This window comes from Streptomyces canus (assembly GCF_030816965.1).
GTDB classification, from domain to species: Bacteria; Actinomycetota; Actinomycetes; order Streptomycetales; family Streptomycetaceae; genus Streptomyces; species Streptomyces canus_E.
On sequence record NZ_JAUSYQ010000002.1, the window covers coordinates 9,665,968 to 9,688,207 of the forward strand.

General features: G+C 71.3%; 18 protein-coding genes. 11 read left to right on the plus strand and 7 right to left on the minus strand.

The window, feature by feature from the left end; all coding sequences use genetic code 11:
- Positions 1-19: 19 nt before the first annotated feature.
- From QF027_RS45205 to QF027_RS45225, 5 genes are all read left to right on the plus strand, one after another.
- The gene (locus QF027_RS45205) at positions 20-757 is read left to right on the plus strand and encodes a beta-phosphoglucomutase family hydrolase (RefSeq protein WP_307081327.1); all 738 of its coding nucleotides are present in this window, start codon (positions 20-22) and stop codon (positions 755-757) included.
- Positions 754-3,108 (plus strand): glycoside hydrolase family 65 protein, encoded by a 2,355-nt coding sequence (locus QF027_RS45210; RefSeq protein WP_307081329.1) that lies wholly within the window; start codon positions 754-756, stop codon positions 3,106-3,108. Before QF027_RS45205 ends, QF027_RS45210 begins: the two co-directional genes overlap by 4 nt.
- Positions 3,109-3,238: 130 nt before the next feature.
- Positions 3,239-4,726 carry a hypothetical protein gene (locus tag QF027_RS45215; RefSeq protein ID WP_307081331.1) on the plus strand — a complete coding sequence of 496 codons (1,488 nt, stop codon included), beginning with the start codon at positions 3,239-3,241 and terminating at the stop codon, positions 4,724-4,726.
- A 509-nt stretch (positions 4,727-5,235) separates the two neighbouring features.
- Entirely contained in the window at positions 5,236-6,090 is an 855-nt protein-coding gene (gene prcB / locus QF027_RS45220) for a proteasome subunit beta (RefSeq protein ID WP_307081333.1), read from the plus strand.
- Between the two features lie 126 nt (positions 6,091-6,216).
- Positions 6,217-7,443, plus strand: coding sequence for a HoxN/HupN/NixA family nickel/cobalt transporter (locus QF027_RS45225; protein WP_373432479.1), 1,227 nt, complete (start codon positions 6,217-6,219; stop codon positions 7,441-7,443).
- On the opposite strand, the gene QF027_RS45230 is transcribed toward QF027_RS45225, so the two are convergent.
- Both QF027_RS45230 and QF027_RS45235 read right to left on the minus strand, forming a co-directional pair.
- Positions 7,427-8,386, minus strand: a complete 960-nt coding sequence (locus QF027_RS45230) for a hypothetical protein (RefSeq protein WP_307081337.1) — start codon at positions 8,384-8,386, stop codon at positions 7,427-7,429. The genes QF027_RS45225 and QF027_RS45230 overlap by 17 nt on opposite strands.
- Positions 8,387-8,397: 11 nt before the next feature.
- On the minus strand, positions 8,398-9,870 hold the full coding sequence (locus QF027_RS45235; RefSeq protein ID WP_306973031.1) for an APC family permease: 1,473 nt from the start codon (positions 9,868-9,870) through the stop codon (positions 8,398-8,400).
- 359 nt (positions 9,871-10,229) lie between these two features.
- Here QF027_RS45235 and QF027_RS45240 point away from each other — a divergent pair, with 359 nt between their 5' ends.
- The gene (locus QF027_RS45240; protein WP_307081338.1) at positions 10,230-10,715 is read left to right on the plus strand and encodes a DUF5709 domain-containing protein; all 486 of its coding nucleotides are present in this window, start codon (positions 10,230-10,232) and stop codon (positions 10,713-10,715) included.
- A gap of 7 nt (positions 10,716-10,722) precedes the next feature.
- Here QF027_RS45240 and sthA read toward each other — a convergent pair whose 3' ends face one another.
- Positions 10,723-12,126, minus strand: a complete 1,404-nt coding sequence (sthA, locus tag QF027_RS45245; protein ID WP_307081340.1) for a Si-specific NAD(P)(+) transhydrogenase — start codon at positions 12,124-12,126, stop codon at positions 10,723-10,725.
- A 102-nt stretch (positions 12,127-12,228) separates the two neighbouring features.
- Here sthA and QF027_RS45250 point away from each other — a divergent pair, with 102 nt between their 5' ends.
- Complete coding sequence (locus QF027_RS45250) at positions 12,229-13,359, plus strand: sulfite oxidase (RefSeq protein ID WP_307081342.1); 1,131 nt, start codon at positions 12,229-12,231, stop codon at positions 13,357-13,359.
- 75 nt (positions 13,360-13,434) lie between these two features.
- Here the strand turns inward: QF027_RS45250 and QF027_RS45255 are convergent, their stop codons facing one another.
- Entirely contained in the window at positions 13,435-13,641 is a 207-nt protein-coding gene (locus QF027_RS45255) for a hypothetical protein (RefSeq protein WP_306973027.1), read from the minus strand.
- 217 nt (positions 13,642-13,858) lie between these two features.
- Between QF027_RS45255 and QF027_RS45260 the strand changes: the two genes are divergently transcribed.
- On the plus strand, positions 13,859-16,096 hold the full coding sequence (locus QF027_RS45260) for an MMPL family transporter (RefSeq protein WP_306973026.1): 2,238 nt from the start codon (positions 13,859-13,861) through the stop codon (positions 16,094-16,096).
- Here the strand turns inward: QF027_RS45260 and QF027_RS45265 are convergent.
- Together QF027_RS45265 and QF027_RS45270 are read right to left on the minus strand one after the other, a co-directional pair.
- Entirely contained in the window at positions 16,053-17,141 is a 1,089-nt protein-coding gene (locus tag QF027_RS45265; RefSeq protein WP_307081344.1) for a PP2C family protein-serine/threonine phosphatase, read from the minus strand. The two genes, QF027_RS45260 and QF027_RS45265, sit on opposite strands and share 44 nt — an antisense overlap.
- Before the next feature lie 59 nt (positions 17,142-17,200).
- Complete coding sequence (locus tag QF027_RS45270; RefSeq protein ID WP_306973022.1) at positions 17,201-18,391, minus strand: glycoside hydrolase family 64 protein; 1,191 nt, start codon at positions 18,389-18,391, stop codon at positions 17,201-17,203.
- 334 nt (positions 18,392-18,725) lie between these two features.
- Here QF027_RS45270 and QF027_RS45275 point away from each other — a divergent pair, with 334 nt between their 5' ends.
- Together QF027_RS45275 and QF027_RS45280 are read left to right on the plus strand one after the other, a co-directional pair.
- Entirely contained in the window at positions 18,726-19,622 is an 897-nt protein-coding gene (locus QF027_RS45275) for a GNAT family N-acetyltransferase (protein WP_306973021.1), read from the plus strand.
- A gap of 98 nt (positions 19,623-19,720) precedes the next feature.
- Positions 19,721-20,062 (plus strand): hypothetical protein, encoded by a 342-nt coding sequence (locus tag QF027_RS45280; protein WP_307082715.1) that lies wholly within the window; start codon positions 19,721-19,723, stop codon positions 20,060-20,062.
- Between the two features lie 9 nt (positions 20,063-20,071).
- Here the strand turns inward: QF027_RS45280 and QF027_RS45285 are convergent, their stop codons facing one another.
- Complete coding sequence (locus QF027_RS45285) at positions 20,072-20,971, minus strand: Gfo/Idh/MocA family protein (protein ID WP_306973020.1); 900 nt, start codon at positions 20,969-20,971, stop codon at positions 20,072-20,074.
- 257 nt (positions 20,972-21,228) lie between these two features.
- Here QF027_RS45285 and QF027_RS45290 point away from each other — a divergent pair, with 257 nt between their 5' ends.
- Positions 21,229-22,086 (plus strand): aldo/keto reductase, encoded by an 858-nt coding sequence (locus tag QF027_RS45290; protein ID WP_306973019.1) that lies wholly within the window; start codon positions 21,229-21,231, stop codon positions 22,084-22,086.
- Positions 22,087-22,240 lie beyond the last annotated feature (154 nt).

The window sequence follows — 22,240 nt, forward strand, 5'->3', positions numbered from 1 at the left end:
GCAGGGAACCGTGTCCTGTATGACGGAGCTCGGTCTGCCAGAAGAGATCAAGGCCTGCCTGTTCGACCTCGACGGGGTCGTCACCAGGACGGCCGTCGTGCACGCGGCTGCCTGGAAGGAGATGTTCGACGCGTTCCTGCGTGGACGCGAAGGCGAAGACTTCCGGCCTTTCGACGACCACGACTACGACGAGTACGTCGACGGTCTGCCGCGGGCCGACGGCGTGCGCACCTTTCTCGCCTCCCGCGGCATCGAACTGCCGGACGGGAATCCGGACGATCCGCCGGGCGCGGAGACGGTCCACGGCCTCGGCAACCGCAAGAACGCCCTCGTCCTGGAGAAGATCCGCACGGACGGCGTCGAGGCCTACGACGACACCCTGACCTACATCCGCGCGGCCCGCGCACAGGGTCTGCGCACCGCGATCGTCTCCTCCAGCGCCAACTGCCGTGACGTACTGCGCGCGATCGACGCCGAGGACCTCTTCGACGTACGCGTCGACGGCGTGGTCGCGGTCGAGCGGCACCTGCCCGGCAAGCCGCACCCCGACACCTTCCCCCCCGCCGCCCGCGACCTGGGCCTGGACGCACCCCGGTCCGCGGTCTTCGAGGACGCCCTCGCCGGCATGGACGCGGGCCGCGCGGGCGGCTTCGGATACGTCGTCGGCCTCGACCGCGTCGGACAGGCCGACGCCCTCTACGAGCACGGCGCCGACATCGTCGTGAAGGGCCTCGCCGAACTGGGAGGCCCCGCGTGATCACCCACCGCTCCTACACCGTCGAGCCCTGGGCCGTCCGCGAGACCTCCCTCAACCTCGACGTCCTGGCCCAGAGCGAGTCGGTGTTCGCCCTGTCCAACGGCCATGTCGGCTGGCGCGGCAACCTCGACGAGGGCGAACCGCACGGCCTGCCCGGCTCCTACCTCAACGGCGTCCACGAACTGCACCCGCTGCCGTACGCAGAGGCCGGCTACGGCTATCCGGAGTCGGGCCAGACGGTCATCGACGTCACCAACGGCAAGATCGTGCGGCTCCTCGTCGACGACGAGCCCTTCGACCTGCGCTACGGCCGTCTCGTCGGCCACGAACGCACCCTCGACCTGCGCCGCGGCGTCCTTGAGCGGTCCTGCGAGTGGATCTCACCGGCGGGATCACGGATACGGGTGCGCTCGACCCGGCTCGTCTCGCTCACCCAGCGGGCGATCGCCGCCGTGGCCTACGAGGTGGAGCCCGTCGACAGCCGCACCCGCGTGGTGATCCAGTCCGAACTCGTCAGCAACGAGAGTCTGCCCGGGGCGAACGGCGACCCACGTGCCGCCAAGGCCCTGAAGTCGCCGCTGGAACACGAGGAGGGCTTCGCCGACGGCACCCGTCTGCGGCTGGTGCACCGCACCCGGCACAGCGGACTGAGGGTCGCCGTGGCCGCCGACCACGTCGTCGAAGGACCCGAACGCACCACCACGAGCAGCGAGGAGACGGTGGACCTGGCCCGGCTGACCGTCACCTCCGTCCTGGAGCCGGGACAGCGGCTGCGGTTGGAGAAGCTCGTCGCCCACGGCTGGTCCGGGGCCCGCTCCCGACCCGCGATGAGCGACCAGGTCGACGCGGCCCTGGCGGCCGCGGCCCACAGCGGCTGGGACGGACTCCTGGACGAACAGCGCGGCTACCTCGACGACTTCTGGGCCCGCGCCGACGTCGAGGTCGACGGTGACGAGGAGATCCAGCAGGCCGTCCGCTTCGCCCTCTTCCATGTGCTCCAGGCAGGCGCCCGCGCGGAGCAACGGGCCATTCCCGCCAAGGGACTGACCGGGTCGGGCTACGACGGGCACGCCTTCTGGGACACCGAGACCTTCGTGCTGCCCCTGCTCACCTACACCGAGCCCGGCGCCGTCTCCGAAGCACTGCGCTGGCGGCAGAACACCCTGCCCGCCGCCCGCGACCGGGCCGTCCAACTCGGCCTGAACGGCGCCGCGTTCCCCTGGCGGACCATCGAGGGCTCGGAGGGATCGGCCTACTGGCCCGCGGGTACCGCCGCCTTCCACGTCAACGCCGCCGTCGCGGACGCCGTGGTGCGCTACACCGAGGCCACCGGGGACACGGACTTCGAGCGCGACACCGGCGTCGAACTCCTCGTGGAGACGGCCCGGCTGTGGCGCTCACTCGGTCACCACGACCACCACGGCGTCTTCCACATCGACGGCGTCACGGGCCCCGACGAGTACAGCGCGGTCGCCGACGACAACACGTACACCAACCTCATGGCCCGCGCGAACCTCCTCGCGGCGGCCGACGCCTGCGCCCGCCATCCGGAACAGGCCGCCGCACTTGGCGTGGACGACGAGGAGAGCGCCGCCTGGCGGGACGCGGCCGAGGCCGTGCACATCCCCTACAACGACGAACTGGGCGTGCACGAACAGCACGCGGGCTTCACCCGGTACCAGCAGTGGGACTTCGACAGCACCCGCGCCGACCAGTACCCGCTGATGCTGCACTTCCCCTACTTCGACATCTACCGCAAACAGGTCGTCAAGCAGGCGGACCTGGTGCTGGCGATGTACCTGTGCAGCGGCTGGTTCGAGGAGTTCCACGACGAGGAGCAGATCGCCCGCAACTTCGCCTACTACGAGCCCCTGACCGTACGGGACTCCTCCCTGTCGGCCTGCGTCCAGGCGGTCGTCGCCGCCCGCGCCGGACACCTGTCCCTCGCGTACGCCTACACGGCCGAGGCGGCGCTGATGGATCTCGCCGACCTGGAGAACAACACCCGCGACGGACTCCACATCGCCTCCCTCGCCGGCACCTGGACGGCCCTCGTCGCCGGATTCGGCGGTCTGCGCCGGGACGGCGACTCCCTCCGCTTCGCGCCCCGGCTGCCCGAACGGTTCAGCCGCCTCGCCTTCAACCTCCAGCTCCTCGGGCGCTGTCTGCGGGTGGAGATCGGCCCGGACAAGGCGACGTACACCCTGATGTCGGGCGCTCCCCTGGCGATCCGCCACCACGGCGCCGCCCTGACCGTCAACGGCGACGGCCCGGTCGTCCGTCCCGTCCCGCCACCGCAGGACCGCCCGGCCCCGAGCCAGCCGGCGCATCGCAGCCCCCACGCCCGCTGACCCCGAGGGCGTGATCCGGACAGGCACCGCTTGGCCGAACTCCACCCTGCACCCCCTGCTGCCACGGGTTACTTTGTCCATGTTTTTGACATGGATCAGTCCCCGCGGCACGCGGGGGTGAGGGGTGACAATGGCTCACGGCGACAGCGCCCTGTTTGTCGGCGAGCGACGACGTACGTCATCGTTCGCCTTCGGCGTGTCCCGGCGGGACGGGGGCACCTGGCCGCTCGCCGCGGTGGCCGCCGCCTTCACCCTGGCCCAACTCGTTCTCGTCCGCCCCGGCATGGGCCTCGGCTGGGACGAGACCGTCTACGTCAGTCAGGTCGGCGTCCAGGCCCCGGCCGCCTTCTTCAGCGCCCCGCGCGCCCGCGGCGTCTCGCTGCTGGTCGCGCCGATCGCGAGCTGGTCGACCTCGACCGAACTCCTGCGCGTCTACCTCGCCGTGCTGTCCGGCCTCGGCCTCTACCTGGCCCTGCGCGCCTGGCGCGGCCTCTTCCCGGTCCGCGTTCTCGTCGTCGGCGGCGCCCTGTTCACCTCCCTGTGGATCACTCTGTTCTACGGCCCCCAGGCCATGCCCAACTACTGGGTCGCCGTCGGCGGACTGGGCGCGGTCGGCTGCTTCCTGCGGGCGCGTCAGAACCCGAGGGCGCTGTGGGGTGTCGTGGCAGGTGCCGCGCTCATGGCGTGGATGCGGCCCACCGACGCCGTGTGGGTCACCCTCCCGCTGCTCGTCGCCGCAGCCGTCGGCCGTCGTCCGCGGTCCGCTCTCGCCCTCGTGGCCGGACTGGTGGCAGGCGGTGCGCAGTGGGTGATCGAGGCGTACGTCAGCTACGGCGGCCTGGCCGAGCGTCTGCACGAGGGCTCCCGCATCCAGGGCGGCCTCGGCCCGCAGTTCGCCGTCGACGACCAGCTGCGCAGCCTGGGCGGCCGGGCCCTGTGCCGCCCGTGCACCGGGCCGCTGCCGGACCCCGCCGTCATGGCCTGGTGGGCCGTGCTCCCGCTGCTGGCCGCCGTCGGGCTCGCGGTCGCGGTCCGGGCCGGGCGCACGCGAGGCTCCCTCGTCCCGCTGGCCTGTGCCGCGACGGCCGCCGTGCCCTACCTCTTCCTGATCGGATACGCGGCGCCCCGCTTCCTGTTACCCGCCTACGCCCTGCTCGCGATCCCGGTCGCCGACGCGCTGTTCCACCTGGCGACCACCTCGTCGGGCCGGTGGCGTCCGGTCGTGGCGGTGCTGCTCGGGATCGGACTGACGGGGCATCTGGCGGTCCAGTACGCCGTGCTGGAGCGCGCGGTGCACCGCACCACGGGCGACCACCGCGACTGGGCTCGTACCGCGGCCGAGCTGGACCGCCTCGGGGTGCGCCCGCCCTGTCTGCTCACCGGCCACCTGTCGGTGCCCGTCGCGTACTACGCCGGGTGCACCTCGGTGGCGGCGTTCGGACACAACACCAACACCACCGAGTCCGGGATCGTCGGGGCGTCCCGCCGTATGCCGGTCGCCGTCCTCACCCGGCCCGGCGGTTCGCCACCCGCCTACGCCCGCGACTGGCGCACCCTGCCCGCCGCCGGGATGGACATCCACGTCGCGCCGAACGTGAGCGGGCACGGGCCGGCATGACGTCCGAGCAGATCGTGCCGGCTGTCTGGCCCGGCGTCACCGGCCCGTGCTGGAGACCGGTGCCCTGCGGCTCGCCGTCGCGGCGGCCGCCGCGACCTGGGTGTGCTCTGCGCTCGCCCAGCAGGGCTTCGGCCCCGGTGGCCGGTTGCTGCCCGCGGGGCTCGGCAGCAGCCCTGTGGGGCGGCTCGCTGGGCTTCGCCGTACCGCGCGCGTGCTGATCGCCGCCACCCGGCCGTCGCACTGCCGCCCTGCTGCCCACCCGGGCCGGACCCGGGTGCCTGGACGCGCGGCCCTCGCCCTTGCCCGCACCGCCGGGGGAGCGCCCGGTACGGGGACCGCTTCCGCGGTGCCCGGCCACCGGCTGCCGGCCGGGTGGCCGGCGCTGCTCCCCGGCCTGCTGGTGCTCGCCCTTCTCGTCCGCCGCAAGGCGCTGTGTGCGCAACCGGCGTTTCCGGCCCTCCTGCCTCTGGTAGGACTTCGGGTGTCGGTCCGAGGCGAGGGGGAGTGCCATGACGTGGAACGAGAACGGCGGACGGTTAGGAGAGGAGTTCTTCACCCCGGGCTCCTCGTCCTTCACCGAGTTCCTGGCGGCCCACCGTCCCGAACTGCTCAGCACGCGCCGCGTCCTGCCCGACGGTGTGCGGGCCGCACCGGATCAGGTGCCGCACGGCACCACCGTGCTGGCCCTCTCCTACCGCGACGGCGTCCTCATCGCCGGTGACCGCAGGGCCACCATGGGCAACCTCATCGCCCAGCGCGACCTGGAGAAGGTGCACCCCGCCGACGACCACACGGCGGTCGCCTTCGCCGGCACCGTCGGACTCGCCCTCGACATGGTCAAGCTGTACCAGGTCGAACTGACGCACTTCGAGAAGATCGAAGGTGTCGCCATGACCCTCGACGGCAAGGCGCGGCGGTTGGCCGGCATGATCCGGCAGAACCTCGGCCAGGCCATGCAGGGCCTCGCCGTGGTCCCCCTCCTCACCGGCTACGACCCCTCCGCGCCCGAGGGCGAACGCGGCCGCATCTTCAGCTTCGACATCGCCGGCGGACTCTACGAGAAGACCGGCTTCCACGCCGAGGGCTCCGGATCGCCGTACGCCGGAGGCGCCCTGAAGAAACTGTTCCGCAAGGGACTCGACCGCCGCGAGGCCGCCCTCGCCGCGCTCCAGGCGCTCTACGACGCGGCCGACGACGACTCCGCGACCGGCGGCCCCGACATCAACCGCCGGATCTTCCCCATCGTCTCCGTCATCACCGAGGACGGCTTCGAGCGACTGTCCGAGCCGGAGACCGAGGCCCTCAGCCGCGAGATGGTCGAACAGCGAAGCAATCGGCCGGACGGGCCGAACGCGACGCCCTGACAGGGCGCTTTCCCCAGTCGTGGGGAAGACCTGTCACGGGCTTTACTGCACATGGCTTGCAGGTGCCGGAGTATGGCACAAGGCTGCTGAGTGCGGCCGTACCCCGAATGAAGGATCCTCCGCCCGATGACGGCCGCCCCTGACTCCGCTCCGTCCCTCCTCCCCGCCGCCGGGCCCGCGAGGGGCTCGGTATGGCACCGCGTCCGTGGCTCCATGACGCGGCAGGAGTGGGTCAGGGCGGGCGGCATGGCAGGGGTCGTGGTGGCGCTGCACGTGATCGGCTGGTTCACCCTCGTCGCGATCGTCGCCCCGCACCACTACAGCGTCGGCGAGAAGTCCTTCGGCGTCGGCATCGGCGTGACCGCCTACACGCTCGGGATGCGGCACGCCTTCGACGCCGACCACATCGCGGCGATCGACAACACCACCCGCAAGCTGATGGGGGAGGGGCAGCGGCCACTGTCGGTCGGCTTCTGGTTCTCGCTCGGCCACTCCAGCGTCGTCTTCGTCCTGGCGCTGCTGCTCTCGCTCGGTGTGAAGGCCCTCGCGGGACCCGTGCGCGACGACGACTCCCGCCTCCACGACACGACCGCGCTGATCGGTACGACCGTCTCGGGCGTGTTCCTCTATCTGATCGCGGCGGTCAACCTGGTCGTCCTGGTGGGCATCTGGAAGGTGTTCCGGCGGATGCGCTCCGGCCGCTACGACGAGGCCGCGCTGGAGGAGCAGCTGAACAACCGCGGCTTCATGAACCGCCTGCTCGGCCGCGTCATGAAGTCGATCACCAAGCCCTGGCAGATGTACCCCCTGGGCCTCCTGTTCGGCCTGGGCTTCGACACGGCGACGGAGATCGCCCTGCTGGTCCTGGCCGGGTCGGGCGCGGCCTCCGGACTGCCCTGGTACGCGATCCTCACCCTGCCGGTCCTCTTCGCCGCCGGCATGTCCCTCCTCGACACGATCGACGGCTCCTTCATGAACTTCGCCTACGGCTGGGCGTTTTCGAAGCCGGTCCGCAAGGTCTACTACAACCTCACGGTCACCGGCCTGTCCGTCGCGGTGGCCCTCCTCATCGGCACGGTCGAGCTCCTGGGCCTGCTTGCCGACAAACTCGGCCTGCACGGCCCTTTCTGGGACTGGATCAGCGGCCTCGACCTCAACCTCCTGGGCTTCGTCATCGTGGGGTTGTTCTTCGCCACGTGGGTCGTCGCGCTGGTGGTGTGGAAGGTCGGCCGGATCGAGGAGAAGTGGACGGCGCCATTGGCGGGGAGCGGGCCGGCGGCTGACCCTGCCGATGGTGCGGGCCTCGTCGGTCCGCACCATCGGCACCTGGACACGCTCAGGCCCGCACCCTGAACTCCCTGCGCCACTTCGTGAACTCGCGCTCCGGGTCCCCGGTGTACGACCACGGCGTACGGGTGCCCCGGCGGTCCAGCGTCTGCAGGAGTGGGACGGCGATCTCCTGGAGGCCCGCGTGGCAGGCCGCGTGGGTCAGATAGTTGAGGTCGCGCAGCTCACCCGGGGCCACCGCTTGGTCGGTGCGGCCCATGATCCAGCGCTGCCAGGTGCGCCGTACGTCGCTGACGGCCCCGTCGTTCTTCCAGTGCTGCCCCAGCCCCACGGACGTCCGTCTGTCCTCGGCCGCGTCCGCCGCGGCCCGGTACTCCTCGACCCGCGCGTACTGCACCAGCACGGGCAGCGCGCATCCCGGCGGTGCCACCCCGGCCGCGTCGCGGGCGAAGTCGTACATCAGGCCGTGCGAGCCGTGCCAGCGGGACGAGTAGTAGTGCAGCACCTGGAGGTGGCCCTCGACGCTGTACGGGTCACGCCCGTGCAACTCGTCCCACCAGCGGCCCAGTTCCTGCCGCCGCACCCCGGCCGGGTACAGCCGCGCCACCGAGATCAGGGAGATCCACGGCGTCGGGTCGTCCACGAAAGCCTCGGCAGCCTCCAGACAGGCCATCACCGCGGCGTCGATGCGGCGCTGGTCGATCGGCACACCCCGGCCCGCGGCGATGGCCAGGTTGAACGCCCTGGCCGTCTCCGTGGCCGCCCGCAGCACCAGCGCGTCACCGTTGTGCGGCTCGGCCGCCAGCCATGACTCCACCGTCGAACTGCCCGCGCAGGCCTGGGCGAGCGTCCGCACCCGGTGCCCCCGTGAGAGCCACTCGGGCCCGGTGGCGCGCAACAGCTCCCGCAGGCCCTGCCAGCGGCCGATGACGATGTCCTGGCGGGCGGTGGTGAGCGGGACGTCCCCGCAGTCGGGGTCGAACTCGGGGGCGAAACGGTCTCTCGCCATCGCACAACCCCTCAGAAGTCGGTGGGGAGACCGTCGTGGACGAGCGAAGGCCCGGATGCCCCGCCGTCGGGAACGTAGTCCGCCTCGACAGTACGGCTCGCGTCAAGCCTCGCGGGCCGGTAGTAGTCGCTGCCCCGCCTCCAGTACCAGAGCATCGGGATCAGGCCCACGGCGAGCCCGCCGACGCCGATCGTGATCGCGGCCGTGCCCAACTCGCCCAGCGACTCGACGAATATCCAGAACATGAACAGGGCGCCCAGCAACGGCCACAGCCCGCCGAGCAGGAAGTCGGCTGGGGACTTCAGCAGCATCTTGCGGTACGCGACCACGACCGCGAGGCCGCTCAGGCCGTAGTAGACGGCGATCTGCAGCCCGATCGCCGAGATCGCGTCGGAGAGGATGTCGCCCACCGAGCCCAGGGCGTTGGAGGCGATGAACATCATCAGCGCCACCGCGCCGACCACCACGATCGCCACCCACGGCGTGTTCCAGCGGCGGTGCACCCGGCCCAGCGCGGACGGCATCGTACGGTCCCGGCCCATCGCGAACAGCGAGCGCGTGACCTGGATCAGCGTGGTCTCCAGCGTGGCGATGGTCGACAACATCACCGCGACGATCAGCAGCTTGCCGCCCCAGCCAGGCCAGATCTCCTCACCGAGCACGGCGAGTACGTTGGCGTCGTTCTCCTCGATCTGCTTCGAGGTGAGGATGACGTTCACCGCGATGGTGAACACCTCGAACAGCAGGAAGACGATGCCGACCCCGATGAGCCCCGCGAGCCCCGTCGTACGGCGGCTGTTGCGGGTCTCCTCGCTCAGGTTGCTGGTGACGTCCCAGCCCCAGTAGTAGAACGCGGCGATCAGCGCCCCCGAGGCGAAGCCCTGCATGCCGTCGAAGTGGCCGAAGCCGAGCCAGGACCAGTCGAAGGCGCGCGCGTTGCCCGTGTGGAACAACGCGAGCACCGCGAACAGGGCCAGTATCGCGAGCTCCACACCGGACATGACGAGCTGGGCGCGCACGGTCAGTCGGGCACCGCCGAGCACCACGAGCAGCATCAGCACGAACCAGGCAGCGCCCACGACGGTCGACAGCGCGGTGTTGTCCGCGAGGTCCTGGTCGAAGAGGGCCAGCGTCATCGAACCGGCCGGCAGCGAGCCGGCCACCATGAAGATGGTCGCCGAGATCACCAGCGCCCAGCCGCTGACGAAGCCCAGAAAGGGGTGGAGCGTGCGGCCCACCCAGGAGTAACTGGCGCCCGCGTTGACGTCGATCCGGCTGAGATAGCTGAACGCGAGCGCGATGCCCAGCATGGGGATCGCGCAGTACAGCAGAGCCGCCGGACTGGCCAGGCCCACCGAGCCGACCAGGACCGCGGTGGTGGCGGCGATCGAGTACGCCGGTGCGCTGCCCGCGACGGCCATCACCACGGTGTCGAAGGTACCGAGGGCATTGGCCTGCAGCCCTCTGCCCCTGCTGTTGATCATGGTTGTGCTGCTTTCGGTAGGGCACGACGCACGGCGGAGGAGGACCGTGCGGCGCAAAAGGGGGTGGGGGGTGGCTCCGCCCCGGGCACTGAGAGGGATGGCCTCGGGCAGGGGCGGTGGAGAGGGGAATCGAAGGGGGTGCGCGGGAGACCGTACGACCGCTGCGTGGACGGCCGGTCACTCCGTGTATGCGAGTGATGATAGCCGTATTCCTTGATCCTTCAAGATTGACTGGGGGGTAACCTTCCGGCCGTGGAATGCCTTACTCCGGCGGCCTTTTGAGGTTGGAGAGCGCATACGGGGAAACGCGGATCAGGACACCGCATCGAACCGCACGCGACGCGCGAGGGAGGCAGCCCATGGGCACCGAACCGACACCCGCCGAGCCGCTGGCCGACGACGTCTACCAGCCCACCGGAACCAACGAGGAGCAGGAGGACGCGGCCCCGCTCGACCTCCAGGACGCCGTCGACGAACGGACCTACGACGACACCCTCGACGAGGGCTACTCGCCACCGGAGAAACCCCTCGGCGTCACCCGGCACGGCACCACCGCGGCCGAACAGCACGACGGGGAGAGCCTCGACGACCGCCTCGCCCAGGAGGTCCCCGAGGCGACCGAGCCCCTCGGCGACGAGATCGGCGACCTGCCCGGCGGAGAGGGCGAACCCGTCGACCCGGAGGCCGGTTCCGACCGCGCCGGACGCCTCGTCGCCCCCGACGAGGGCGCCCACCCCACCACCACGAAGGACGAGGTCGCCACCGACGTGGGCATCGACGCGGGCGCGGCAGGCGCGGAGGAGGCCGCCGTGCATATCGTCGAGGACCCCTCCGAGGAAGCCTGACGGACGTTCAGTCCCCAATCCGGTCGATCTGGCGGAGTTTGTTCGTGGCGTCCAGGGCCGCGACCTTGTAGGACTCGGCGAGCGTGGGGTAGTTGAACACCGCGTCGACCAGATAGTCGACCGTGCCGCCACAGCCCATCACGGTCTGCCCGATGTGGATCAGTTCGGTGGCCCCGGTGCCGAAGCAGTGCACGCCCAGCAGGGTCCGGTCCTCCGGTGAGACCAGCAGTTTCAGCATGCCGTGGGAGTCCCCGATGATCTGGCCGCGGGCGAGTTCGCGGTACCGGGAGATGCCGACCTCGAAGGGCACGCTGTCCTCCGTGAGTTGGTCCTCGGTACGTCCGACGAAGCTGATCTCCGGAATGGTGTAGATGCCGATGGGCTGGAGATGGTGCATCTGTCCGACCGGCTCGCCGAAGGCGTGGTAGGCGGCCGACCTGCCCTGTTCCATGGAGGTCGCCGCCAGCGCCGGAAAGCCGATCACGTCTCCCACGGCGTAGATGTGCGGCACCTCGGTGCGGTAGTGCTCGTCGACCGTGATCCGGCCGCGCCTGTCGGCGGCCAACCCGGCCTTGTCCAGGTCGAGTTCGTCGGTCAGGCCCTGTCGGCCGGCCGAGTACATCACGGCGTCGGCGGGTATCTTCTTGCCGCTCTCCAGGATGGTCAGCGTGCCGCGGGAGTGGCGCTCGACCGCGGCGACGGTCTCACCGAAGCGGAACGTCACGGCCAGGTCGCGCAGGTGGTACTTCAGCGCCTCGATGACCTCGACGTCGCAGATGTCGAGCATCCCGGCCCGCTTCTCGACGACCGTCACCTTGCTGCCGAGCGCGGCGAACATGGAGGCGTACTCCATCCCGATGACCCCGGCGCCGACGATGACCATGGAGCGCGGGACGCGTTCGAGGGCGAGCACGTTGTCGGAGTCCATGATCGTGCGGCCGTCGAACTCGACCGTGTCCGGCCGCGCCGGGCGCGTGCCCGTGGCGATGACGATGTTCTCCGCGCTGAGCAGGCGTTCGTGACCGGTGACCTCGCGCAGGGCGACGGTGTGCGGGTCGACGAAGCGGCCGGTGCCGGCGTAGAGGGCGATGTGGTTGCGGGAGAGCTGGCTGCGGATCACGTCGACCTCGCGCCCGACCACGTGCTGGGTGCGCGCGGTCAGATCGGAGACGGTGATGTCCTCTTTGAGCCGGTAGCTCTGTCCGTACAGGTCGCGCTGGGTGAGGCCGGTCAGGTACAGCACCGCCTCGCGCAGGGTCTTGGAGGGGATGGTGCCGGTGTGGATGGAGACTCCGCCGACCATGTCGGGGCGGTCGACGACGGCGACCCGGTGGCCCAGCTTGGCCGCGGCGATGGCGGCCTTCTGGCCACCCGGGCCGGATCCGATGACGAGCATGTCGAAGTCGGGCACCCTCGGGAGTCTGACAGCCGCAGGGTCCCTTTCGAAAGGGTGAGCAGGAAACCGGTCGCCCCGGACCGCGACAGCTCAGGCGGACCGCGGGACGATACGGCCATGGGCCACCGACTCGCCGACATGAGCACCCCGGCCCGGCTCGCCGCCCCCGACGAGGGCATCGGCCGGGACGAACTGGCGCTCGCCACCCGCAACCACGGTCTGCCGCTCGAGGCGATGCGCCACGACCTCACCCCGCCCGGCCTGCACTACGTCCTCACCCACTACGACATCCCGTACGTCCCCGAGGACACCGCCTGGCAGCTCGGGCTCGGAGGCAGGGTCCGCCGCCCGCTCACCCTGACCCCGGCCGAGCTGCGCGCCCTGCCGCGGGTCACCACCAGGGTGACGCTGGAGTGCGCGGGCAACGGCCGGGCCCTGCTCACGCCCCGCCCGGTCAGCCAGCCCTGGCTGGTCGAGGCCGTCGGCACCGCCGAGTGGACCGGCGTACCGCTGCGGCTGCTGCTCGCCGAGGCCGGAGTGGAGGCCGACGCCGTCGACGTGGTGTGCACCGGCGCCGACCACGGAGTGGAGCGCGGCGTCGAACAGGACTACCAGCGGGCCCTGCCCGTCGGTGTGGCCACCGGTACCGAGCCCGAGGTTCTGGTCGCCTACGAGATGAACGGCACCCCGCTGCCCCCGCAGCACGGCCACCCGCTCCGGCTCGTCGTGCCCGGCTGGTACGGCATGGCCCATGTGAAGTGGCTGCGCGAGATCACCGTCACCGACGCGCCGTTCACCGGGTTCCAGCAGACCGTCGCCTACCGGCTCCGGCAGGACCCCGGGGACGAGGGCGAGCCGGTCACCCGGATCGCGCCGCGCGCCCTGCTCGTCCCGCCCGGATTCCCGGACTTCATGTCCCGGGCCCGCGTGGTCCGGCCAGGGGCCGTGACACTGGAGGGGCGCGCCTGGTCGGGGCGGGCGCCGGTGACCCGGGCCGAGGTCAGCACGGACGCGGGACAGTCCTGGCACGAGGCGGAACTCGAACCGGACGCCGGTCACCGCTGGGCATGGCACCGCTGGCGCTTCAACTGGCGCGCGGAGCCCGGCGAGTACGTACTCAGCGCACGGGCCACCGACGCCGAGGGGCACACCCAGCCGCTCGAACAGCCATGGAACCGCGGCGGCTTCGCCAACAACCTCGTGCAGCGGGTCGAAGTGCTGTGCCTGGACGAGGAGTCCGGGGGCTGACGTACAGCCGCGTCCGGATCTACGGCGCCGCCGTCGCCGTAGATCCACGCGGCCCTCTGGGCATTCGGGTCGAGGTCAGGGCAGCAGCTTGTCGAGCGCTGCCGGGCCCTCCGCCGCCAGCTTGCGCCGGGCCCATTCGAGACTGTGCGGGGTGATGTCCTTGCCCGAGGCAAGGACGAGGTCCTCCGGCGACACCTCGGTGCCGGTACGGGTGTGGAGCAGGTCGTCCGGGGTGGTGCGGTCCTCGGACGACCGGGACGCGTCGGGCTGTGACGTCGGCATGATCTCTGCTCCTCGGATCCGGATCGCTGTGCGGTCCCGGTGGTGTCAACGGGTCCGCTATCACCATTCAACGCCCTGGCCGACCTTGCATCCGGAAGCGTCCGGAGCGGGCCCCGGTCCGCGGTCGTCGGCGGGACGGGTGCCGGGATGCCCGGATGATCGGGCGGGCGTGTAATGGGAGTACTGATCTCTCGGGGCCGGCAGGGAAGACGACTACATGTCCACTACCCGTAACAGATCCAAGGGCGCCCTGCGCAGGCTGGGGGAGTGGTGCGCCCGGCACTTCGTGATCGTCCTGGTGGCCTGGCTCGTGGCCCTGGTCGCCCTGCAGGCCCTGAACCGGTCCTTCGGCGGGGAGTACTCCGACAACTTCTCCCTGCCCGGCTCCCAGTCGCAGGAGGGCCTGGACGTCCTGAAACGGCACGACCCGGCGGCCGGGGGTTACGGCAGCCAGATCGTTCTCCACGACGGGGACAAGGCGCTCACCTCGCTCGACTCGCAGGTCTCCACGACCGTCACCGATCTCCAGAAGCTGCCGCACGTCCTGTCGGCGCAGAACCCGCTGTCCGCGCCCGCCTCGAAGGTCGGGCCGCTGTCGTCGGACGCGAAGACGGCCTACATCACCGTCCGCTTCGACGTTCAGCCCTCGACCCTGGGCGACGGCTACCTCCACGGTGTCGACGACGCCGTACAGCCCCTGCGGGCGGCCGGCGTCGACGTCGAGTACGGCGGACCGCTCGGCGAACTCGCGCGGCCCGCCGCCGACGACCGGGTGAGCGAGTTGATCGGGTTCGCCGTGGCGATCGTCGTCCTGCTCGTCGGCTTCGGCAGTGTGATCGCCGCCGGAATCCCCCTGGTGACCGCCTTGATCAGTGTGATCGGGGGGCTCGCCTGCCTCGGTCTGCTGGCCTCGGCGTCCACCTTCGCGACCGTTTCGCCCACCCTGGCCACGATGATCGGCCTGGGCGTCGGCATCGACTACGCGCTCTTCCAGCTCACCCGCCACCGGCAGAGCCTGATGGAGGGGAAGGATCCGGTGCGCGCGGCGGGCGGGGCCACCGCCACCAGCGGGCGTGCCGTCCTGGTGTCCGGCTGCACGGTGATCATCGCCTTGGCGGGGCTGTCCGCGTCCGGGGTCTCGTTCATCGCGAAACTGGGGGTGGCCGCCGCCGTCACGGTCGTCTCCGCCGTCCTGGGCGCCCTGACCCTGGTCCCGGCCCTGCTGGGACTGGTCGGCACCCGGATCGACCGCTACCGGGTGCGCCGTCCGGTCGCCGAGACCGACACCGCCCAGGGCGAGACGGCGCAGGGGACGTGGCACCGCTATGCCCAGCGGGTCCAGCGGCGGCCGTGGCGTTACCTGGCCGCGGGCGTGACAGTGGTGGTCGTCCTCGCCATCCCGGTGTTCTCCCTCCAGCTCGGCCACATCGGCGACGGCGCCGACCCCACCTCCTTCACCGACCGGCGCGCCTACGACCGGATGACCGACGCCTTCGGCCCGGGCTCCAACGGCCCCCTCACCGTCGTCATCGACCAGACCTCCGTACCGTCGTCCCAGCGCTCGTCTCTGTCCTCCCAGGCGCAGAAGACCCTCGGCGGCGTGTCCGGCGCCGCCACGGTCACCCAGCTGACCCCCACCACGGACGGGGACGTCCTGCTCGCCACCGTCTACTCCAAGCAGTCCCCGCAGAGCGCCTCCACCACCGACCTCACCAACCGTCTGGTCGACACCACCCTGCCCGCCGCGGTCACCGGCACCGACGCCAAGGGATACGTCACCGGCACGACCGCGGCCCAGGTCGACTTCCGCGACATCGTCTCCAGCCGGCTGCCGCTGATCATCGGTGTGGTCGTCGCCCTCGCCTTCCTGATCATCCTCGCCGTCTTCCGCGGACTGCTCGTCGCCCTCAAGGCGGCCGTCCTCAACGTCCTGTCCATCGCCGCCTCCTACGGCGTCGTCGTCGCCGTCTTCCAGTGGGGCTGGGGCGGTCCGGCGCTCGGTGTCTCCGGCAAGGTGCCCATCGAGAGCTATGTGCCGATGATGATGTTCGCGATCATCTTCGGGCTGAGCATGGACTACGAGATCTTCCTGCTCTCCCGGATCCACGAGGCCTGGCTGCGCACCGGGGACGCCAAGGCCTCCGTCGCGCACGCGCTGGAGATCACCGCCCGGGTCATCACCTGCGCGGCCCTGATCATGGTGAGCGTCTTCGCGGCCTTCATCGTCAGTGACAACATCGTGGTCAAGATGCTCGGACTGGGCCTCGCGGTGAGTGTGCTGATCGACGCGACCGTCGTACGGCTGCTCATGGTCCCCGCCGTCATGACCCTGCTGGGACGGCACGCCTGGTGGGCGCCCCACTGGCTCGACCGGATGCTCCCGCACATCGACGCCGAGGGGAACGCGGCGGTCAGCGGGGCTCCGGCGTCCCCGGAGAAAGAACGAGCATCGTGACGTCGTCCTGGAGCGCCGGGGCGTAGCGCGCGAGGTCGGCCCAGACCCGCTCGACGAGATCCGGGAGGTCCCCCGCGAAGCCGGTGATCCGGTCGAGCAACGGGTAGAAGACTCCGGCGGTGTCCCGCGCCTCCCAGACCCCGTCCGAGGCCAGGAAGAGCCGGTCGCCGGGCCGCAGGGGGACCGTGACCCCGGTCGGCGGCGCGGCGCCGGACAGGCCCAGGCCGAGCGGGGTGCCCACCGGGACGTCGAGTTCCACGGCCCGCCCGTCGCGCAGCAGAACCGGGCCCGGCTGCCCGCACGCCACGATCCGCACGGCCCTCGCGCCGATGTCGAAGTCCAGCACCACCGCCGTCGCGAACAGCTCCGAGTGCCGTACGCCCGCGGAGTCGACCACGAGCCTGCGGTCCAGCCGCGCGGCCACCGACTCGGGACCCGTCCGGTCCAGCACCGCCTCCCGGAAGGCCCCCAGCAGCGAGGCGACGGTCGAGACGGCCGACAGCCCGTGCCCCTGCACATCGCCCATGACCACGCGCACCCCGCAGGGCCCTTCCCGGACGTCGAAGAAGTCACCCCCGACGAGCGTCCCGCGCTGCGCGGCCCGGTACAGCCCCGCGCACCGCACGCCTCCCACCACTCCCGGCAGCGGCGGCAGGACGGCCCGCTGCGCGGCCTCCGCGACCGCACGCTCGGTCACCAGCTGGGCGTCACGCCGGCTCCGTACGAACGACACGATCACACTGAGCGCCGCGACGAAGCCCACGGTCAGCACATCCGTGCTGCCCGGATCGTTCAGCCGGAAGGCCGGCACGCTCAGCACGACCAGGACGAGCACGCCGAGCACCGCGGTCGCCGCCGGTCCGTACGACAGCACGGCCAGCGGCGGGATGGCGCCCAGCAGGAACCCGATGTCGAGCGGATCGGGGCTGACGAGGGTCGCCACGCACACCCCCACCAGCAGTAGGGCGGGCAGCACCCGTACCCAGCCCGGCGGCGGCGCGCCGCGCAGCCAGCTCCGCCCGTCCCGGTCGCGCGCTCCGCTCACACCACTACGCTGCTACGACCCGCCCGGCCCCGCACCCCGAGCCGCTCGCCGGACCGCCTCTAGAACGGCGTGAGCGTCAGCCGGATCCCTGTCGGCGCCGTGTCCTGGACGTACGAGGCGAAGTCGGCCACGTCGTCGAAGGCGAAGCCGTAGGCCTTGCCGTCCTCCGTTGCCGCGTGCATGGCCCTGGCGTAGTGGTTGGTGAGCGCGGCCCGGTAGAAGGAGGCGGGGTCGGTGGTCGGCTGGGCGGCGGTGCTCACCAGCGTCGACCGGTTGAACCCGGCGCCGAGCACCGCGGCGACCGGCCCTGTCGTGCCGTCGTTGGGAGCGGCGAGCGCGCCGTCGCAGAAGAGCACGTCCCGTGTCGACGGCCGGGCGAAGGACACCTGCGCGGGCCCGTCGAACACGAGCTGCCCGCCGCGCACCCGGCCGGTGAAGGTGCCCGCGTTCGTGGTGACGGTCAGGTCCTTGCCGGTGTACGTGCTCCACACCTCGTCGATGTACGGCGCGAAGTAGTCCGCCGGGAACAGGCCGGCGTCCAGACCGTGACCGGGCGCGATGACACGCCTGTCGTCCACCACGAGGGGCGCGAACTCCTCGACTTGGCGTACGGCGTCGAAGGCACCGGCCCGTCCGGAGGCGCGCAGGGTGCCCGTCGTCTGGTCCCGCGCCCCGGTCAGCCGGATGCTCAGCGGCACGCTGAACATGTCCACCATGGTCGTGTTGCAGAACATGCCCGCCGAGCTGTACGTGAACTCGGCGCAGTCGTGCAGCACCGGGTGGTTCGGATCCGAGGTCACCCAGCCGGCCGGGTACTGGAGGGCGGGGCTGCCGTTGCCGTCGGTGACGACCTTGAACTTCAGCTTCGCGCCCAGGGACACGTAGATACGGCCGGACAGATAGGGCAGGGACAGGCTGGTCTCGCCGCTGTCCGCCAGGCCTATCGCGTAGTCGGTGTAGCCGTCGGCGCCGTTGTCGGACAGGGCGACCGGGGCGAGGGTGCCGTCCGGGGTGACGCGGACCTGCCTGCCGTCCTGGTTGCCCACGATGTAGACGTGGACGTTCGCGTTGTCGAAGGCGCCGGTGTCGTTGACGACGGTCAGCGGCAGGGCTCCGGCCGCCGTGGTGCGGTTGCCCTCGGCGAGGGCGTGGGGGGCCAGTGCGGCGACGGCGGGTGCGGCCGCCATCACCCCACCGAGGGCGTAGAGGACTTTGCGGCGGCCGAGATCACGCTGGTGACGAGGTGTCATGTGGGGGGTCTCCTCCGAGAATTGAGAGCGCTCTCAGGGTGTGGACGAGGCCCGATGTTACGGACGGCGGGCTCTACGGCATACAGAGCGGACAGCGTTTAATCCGGCCTTAAGGACCGTTTAAGCGGCGGCCGGGAGACCGGATGTACGCCGCGAAAACCGATGGACGCCGGTCCCGAAGATCCCGTAGCGTGAGCCGCCACGCCCGGAGACCAGCGGAAGGAGGCGAGTGCCGTGCAGTTCACCATCGTCCAGCGCTCCCTCTCCGTCGCCCCGGCGTGCCTCGTCTGACCGGGAGCGCTCCACGCAGTACGCATCCCGGAGGAATCCACCCATGACCGATCTGGTCATCCGCGCGCTCGACGAGCGCGAAGCCCCTCTCTTCGACGCTCTGCCCGACCCTCTCGGCGCCCGTGAGTCCCACCGGCTCACCCGGCACCGCCCCGACTGGAAGCGCGTCGCCCTGCGCGACGGCAAGGTCGTGGCACGCGGCGCCTGGTGGGGCGGCCCCGACGACACCGCACCCGTCAACGTCAACTGGTTCGACGTGGCCGAGGGCGAGGAGGAGGCCGGCGCCGAACTCCTGCGCACCGCCCCCTGGCAGGTCGAGCTCGAGATGAACCTGCCCTCGGGCTGGCGCGAGGATCCGGAGCAGCGGGCCGCCGCCGAGGCCCGCTGCACCGCCGTACAGAAGGCCGGATACGAGCTCCTGGTCGAGCGCTTCCTCTACCGGTGGACGCCGGAGCACGGGCTGCCCGAGCGGCCCGGACGCCTCGAGTTCCGGCCCGAACCGGACGACGCGGTCTTCTTCGACCTGCTGCGGCGCATCCATTCCGCCACCCTCGACGCGCACGCCCTCAAGGCCATCGAGGAGGACGGACTCGACCGGGCCGCCCAGGAGGAACTCGACTTCTTCCACTGGTGTCCCTCGCCGCGCGAGTGGTGGCAGATCGCCCACACCCCGCAGGGAGACGTGGCCGGGATGCACATTCCCGCGCACAACCCGTCGGGGCCCTGCATCGGGTTCATCGGGGTGGTGCCGGAACAGCGGGGTCACGGCTATGCCTACGACCTGCTCGCCGAGTGCACCCACTATCTGGTCGAGCGGGGCGCCGAGTTCGTCTCCGGCGCGACGGACCGGGGGAACTTCCCCATGGCCGCGAACTTCGCCAAGGCGGGCTATCCCGTCGTACGGGAACGCCTGAACTACCGTCCCCCGCACGCCGGCTGAGCCCTCGTCCGGCACTGACGGCCGGTCCGGTCCGGCTGTCGGTGCCGGGTGCCATGCTGCTCGTCGTGGTGATCGTCGGCTTGGTGCCGGGAGGCGTGGTGGGGTTCGAGGGCGCGGTCTGGAAGGTGCGCAGTGGCGACGAGGCGGTCGGGGACATCCTGATCGACGAAGCCGACTTCCCGTGGCTGGCGGGCCGTTTCACGGCGGGACCCGGATTCGCCGGTGTGCGCGAGCTGTTCGCGCGCGAACTCGCCCTCGTGGAGGAGGACGACGAGGAGCGACAGCAGCAGTGGGAGGAGGCCTACGACGAGGTCCGGCGACGTGTGTCGCTGCACGCGCCGGGCGGTCCCGTGCCCGAGTTCCTGCTGCACATCGAGGGTGACCGGGCCTGGTTCCGGTGGAGCGACGAGCCGTTCGACGAGGACGCGCCCGGCGACTGAGCCGCCGGCCTACGCGGTGGGCGTGCCGGTCCCGCCGTCCAGCAGGGCCTCCGCCGCCACGAGGATCTCGGTGACCCGCAGACCGAACGCGGCGTCGCACGGGTGTGCCTGTCCGGTGCGGGCGGCGGCGAGCAGTCCGTCGGCGGCCCGGAGCACGGCGGGCACGACACCCTCGGACGACTCCGGGAGCTGGGCGACTCCGCCCGCGCCCCGCAGTTCGAGGCCGACTCCCGCGGCCGCGGGCGGAGCCGTGAGACTCAGCGTCAGGGTGCTCGACGCGCCGCCGGTGTGCCTCAGGACCAGATGGACGGTGTCCCCGGGACCGTGCGCGGCCGCCGCCACCTCACGCACATCGCCCAGCACCGGCAGCAGCACCGACAGAGCATGGGGACCCACGTCCCACAGGGCGCCCTTCTCCTGCCGCCACGGTGAGTCGGCGAAGGGGCTGTCGTCGGTGAACACCGACCCCAGCCATTGCGCCCGCGCCGTGAACCAGCCCTCCACGCCCGCCTGCTCACCGATCCACGCCTCGGTCTCGGTGAGGAAGCGCGAGGTGAAGAAGACCACCGAGGCGACCTTGGTCTCGCGGACGGCCTCGACCACCGCCCGCCCCTGCTCGACCGTCGTCGCCAGGGGCTTGTCCAGCAGCAGATGGCACCCCGCCCGCGCGGCCCGCGCCGCGAGCTCGGCCTGCACGGCGGGCGGCAGGGCGACCGCCACGGCGTCCACGTCCGCGAGCAGCGCGTCGACATCGGCGTACGCGCGCGTGCCGTACTCGGCGGCCAGCTCCTCGGCGGCGTCCGTGCGACGGCCCCACACCCCGGCGAAGTCCAGCCCCGGATGCGCGCCGAGCGCGGGAGCGTGGGCCATCCTGGCCCAGGGACCGGTGCCGAGCAGTCCGATACGCATGCCGCCGCCTCTCGTCGTACCGCGGAACCTCACGACGACCGGACTGGATCATCCGCCGGTCGAGGCGAGGGTGTCACACGGACACGGCTGACACGCAACCGCGTCTCGCCACCCGGTCGGCTCGGGAGCGGCACGGTCCGGGATTCAGCACCCCCGTCGCTCAATGCGTTCTCATTCTTCTATTGGACCTTCGGCGTGTGCGGCGGCCAGGCTGAGGAGACCCAGATCCGCGTGACAGGTGAAAGAGGTCCAAGGCCATGCACACCCGCCGCATCGGTGATGTCGAAGTGAGCTCGATCGGTCTGGGCGCCATGCCCATGTCCATCGAGGGACGGCCGGACGAGGAACGCTCCATCGCCACCATCCACGCCGCGCTCGACGCGGGCGTGACCCTGATCGACACCGCCGACGCCTACCACCGGGACGCCGACGAGGTCGGCCACAACGAAAGCCTGATCGCCAAGGCTCTCGCCTCCCACGACCTCGGCGGTGACGTCCTCGTCGCCACGAAGGGCGGGCACCTGCGCCCCGGGGACGGCAGTTGGACGCTCGACGGCAGCCCCCGGCATCTGAAGGAGGCCTGCGAGGCCTCGCTGAGCCGGCTGGGTGTGGAGGCGATCGGGCTCTACCAGTTCCACCGCCCCGACCCCCGGGTCCCCTACGAGGAGTCCGTCGGCGCCGTGCGCGACCTCCTCGACGAGGGCAAGATCCTCCATGCGGGCATCTCCAACGCGAACCCCGACCAGATCCGGCTGGCCAACGAGATTCTCGGCGGCCGACTGGTCTCCGTGCAGAACCAGTTCTCCCCGGCCTTCCGTTCCAGCGAACCGGAACTGCGGCTGTGCGACGAACTCGGTATCGCCTTCCTGCCCTGGAGCCCCTTGGGCGGCATCTCCCGGGCGGGCGAACTCGGCTCGGTGCACGCCCCGTTCGCGCGGATCGCCGAGAAGTACGGGGTGAGCCCGCAGCGGGTCTGCCTGGCCTGGATGCTCGCCAAGTCGCCGGTGGTCGTGCCGATCCCGGGCGCGAGCCGCCCCGAGACTATCCGCGACTCCCTCGCCGCCACCGACCTCGTGCTCGACGCGGACGAACTCGCGGAGCTGGACGCCGCCTGAACCCTCGCCCGCCCGGCCCCGCCGGTGCCTTCCGCCGCGTCCGCCACATCGCTCTTCCGTGGCCAGGCCCGCGTGCGGACTGGCACCGGCGATCCTGGTGTCTCTAGGATGGACTCCCTGTTCTGCCAGGCCAGTTGGCGGCACAAGCTGGGGG

What these genes read in the sequence shown, in the direction of transcription:
- QF027_RS45205 (WP_307081327.1), top strand. Translation starts at nt 20, where the DNA reads ATGACGGAGCTCGGTCTGCCAGAAGAGATCAAGGCCTGCCTGTTCGAC.
- QF027_RS45215 (WP_307081331.1), top strand. Translation starts at nt 3,239, where the DNA reads ATGGCTCACGGCGACAGCGCCCTGTTTGTCGGCGAGCGACGACGTACG.
- prcB (WP_307081333.1), top strand. Translation starts at nt 5,236, where the DNA reads ATGACGTGGAACGAGAACGGCGGACGGTTAGGAGAGGAGTTCTTCACC.
- QF027_RS45225 (WP_373432479.1), top strand. Translation starts at nt 6,217, where the DNA reads ATGACGGCCGCCCCTGACTCCGCTCCGTCCCTCCTCCCCGCCGCCGGG.
- QF027_RS45230 (WP_307081337.1), bottom strand. Translation starts at nt 8,386, where the DNA reads ATGGCGAGAGACCGTTTCGCCCCCGAGTTCGACCCCGACTGCGGGGAC.
- QF027_RS45235 (WP_306973031.1), bottom strand. Translation starts at nt 9,870, where the DNA reads ATGATCAACAGCAGGGGCAGAGGGCTGCAGGCCAATGCCCTCGGTACC.
- QF027_RS45240 (WP_307081338.1), top strand. Translation starts at nt 10,230, where the DNA reads ATGGGCACCGAACCGACACCCGCCGAGCCGCTGGCCGACGACGTCTAC.
- QF027_RS45250 (WP_307081342.1), top strand. Translation starts at nt 12,229, where the DNA reads ATGGGCCACCGACTCGCCGACATGAGCACCCCGGCCCGGCTCGCCGCC.
- QF027_RS45255 (WP_306973027.1), bottom strand. Translation starts at nt 13,641, where the DNA reads ATGCCGACGTCACAGCCCGACGCGTCCCGGTCGTCCGAGGACCGCACC.
- QF027_RS45260 (WP_306973026.1), top strand. Translation starts at nt 13,859, where the DNA reads ATGTCCACTACCCGTAACAGATCCAAGGGCGCCCTGCGCAGGCTGGGG.
- QF027_RS45270 (WP_306973022.1), bottom strand. Translation starts at nt 18,391, where the DNA reads ATGACACCTCGTCACCAGCGTGATCTCGGCCGCCGCAAAGTCCTCTAC.
- QF027_RS45275 (WP_306973021.1), top strand. Translation starts at nt 18,726, where the DNA reads ATGACCGATCTGGTCATCCGCGCGCTCGACGAGCGCGAAGCCCCTCTC.
- QF027_RS45285 (WP_306973020.1), bottom strand. Translation starts at nt 20,971, where the DNA reads ATGCGTATCGGACTGCTCGGCACCGGTCCCTGGGCCAGGATGGCCCAC.
- QF027_RS45290 (WP_306973019.1), top strand. Translation starts at nt 21,229, where the DNA reads ATGCACACCCGCCGCATCGGTGATGTCGAAGTGAGCTCGATCGGTCTG.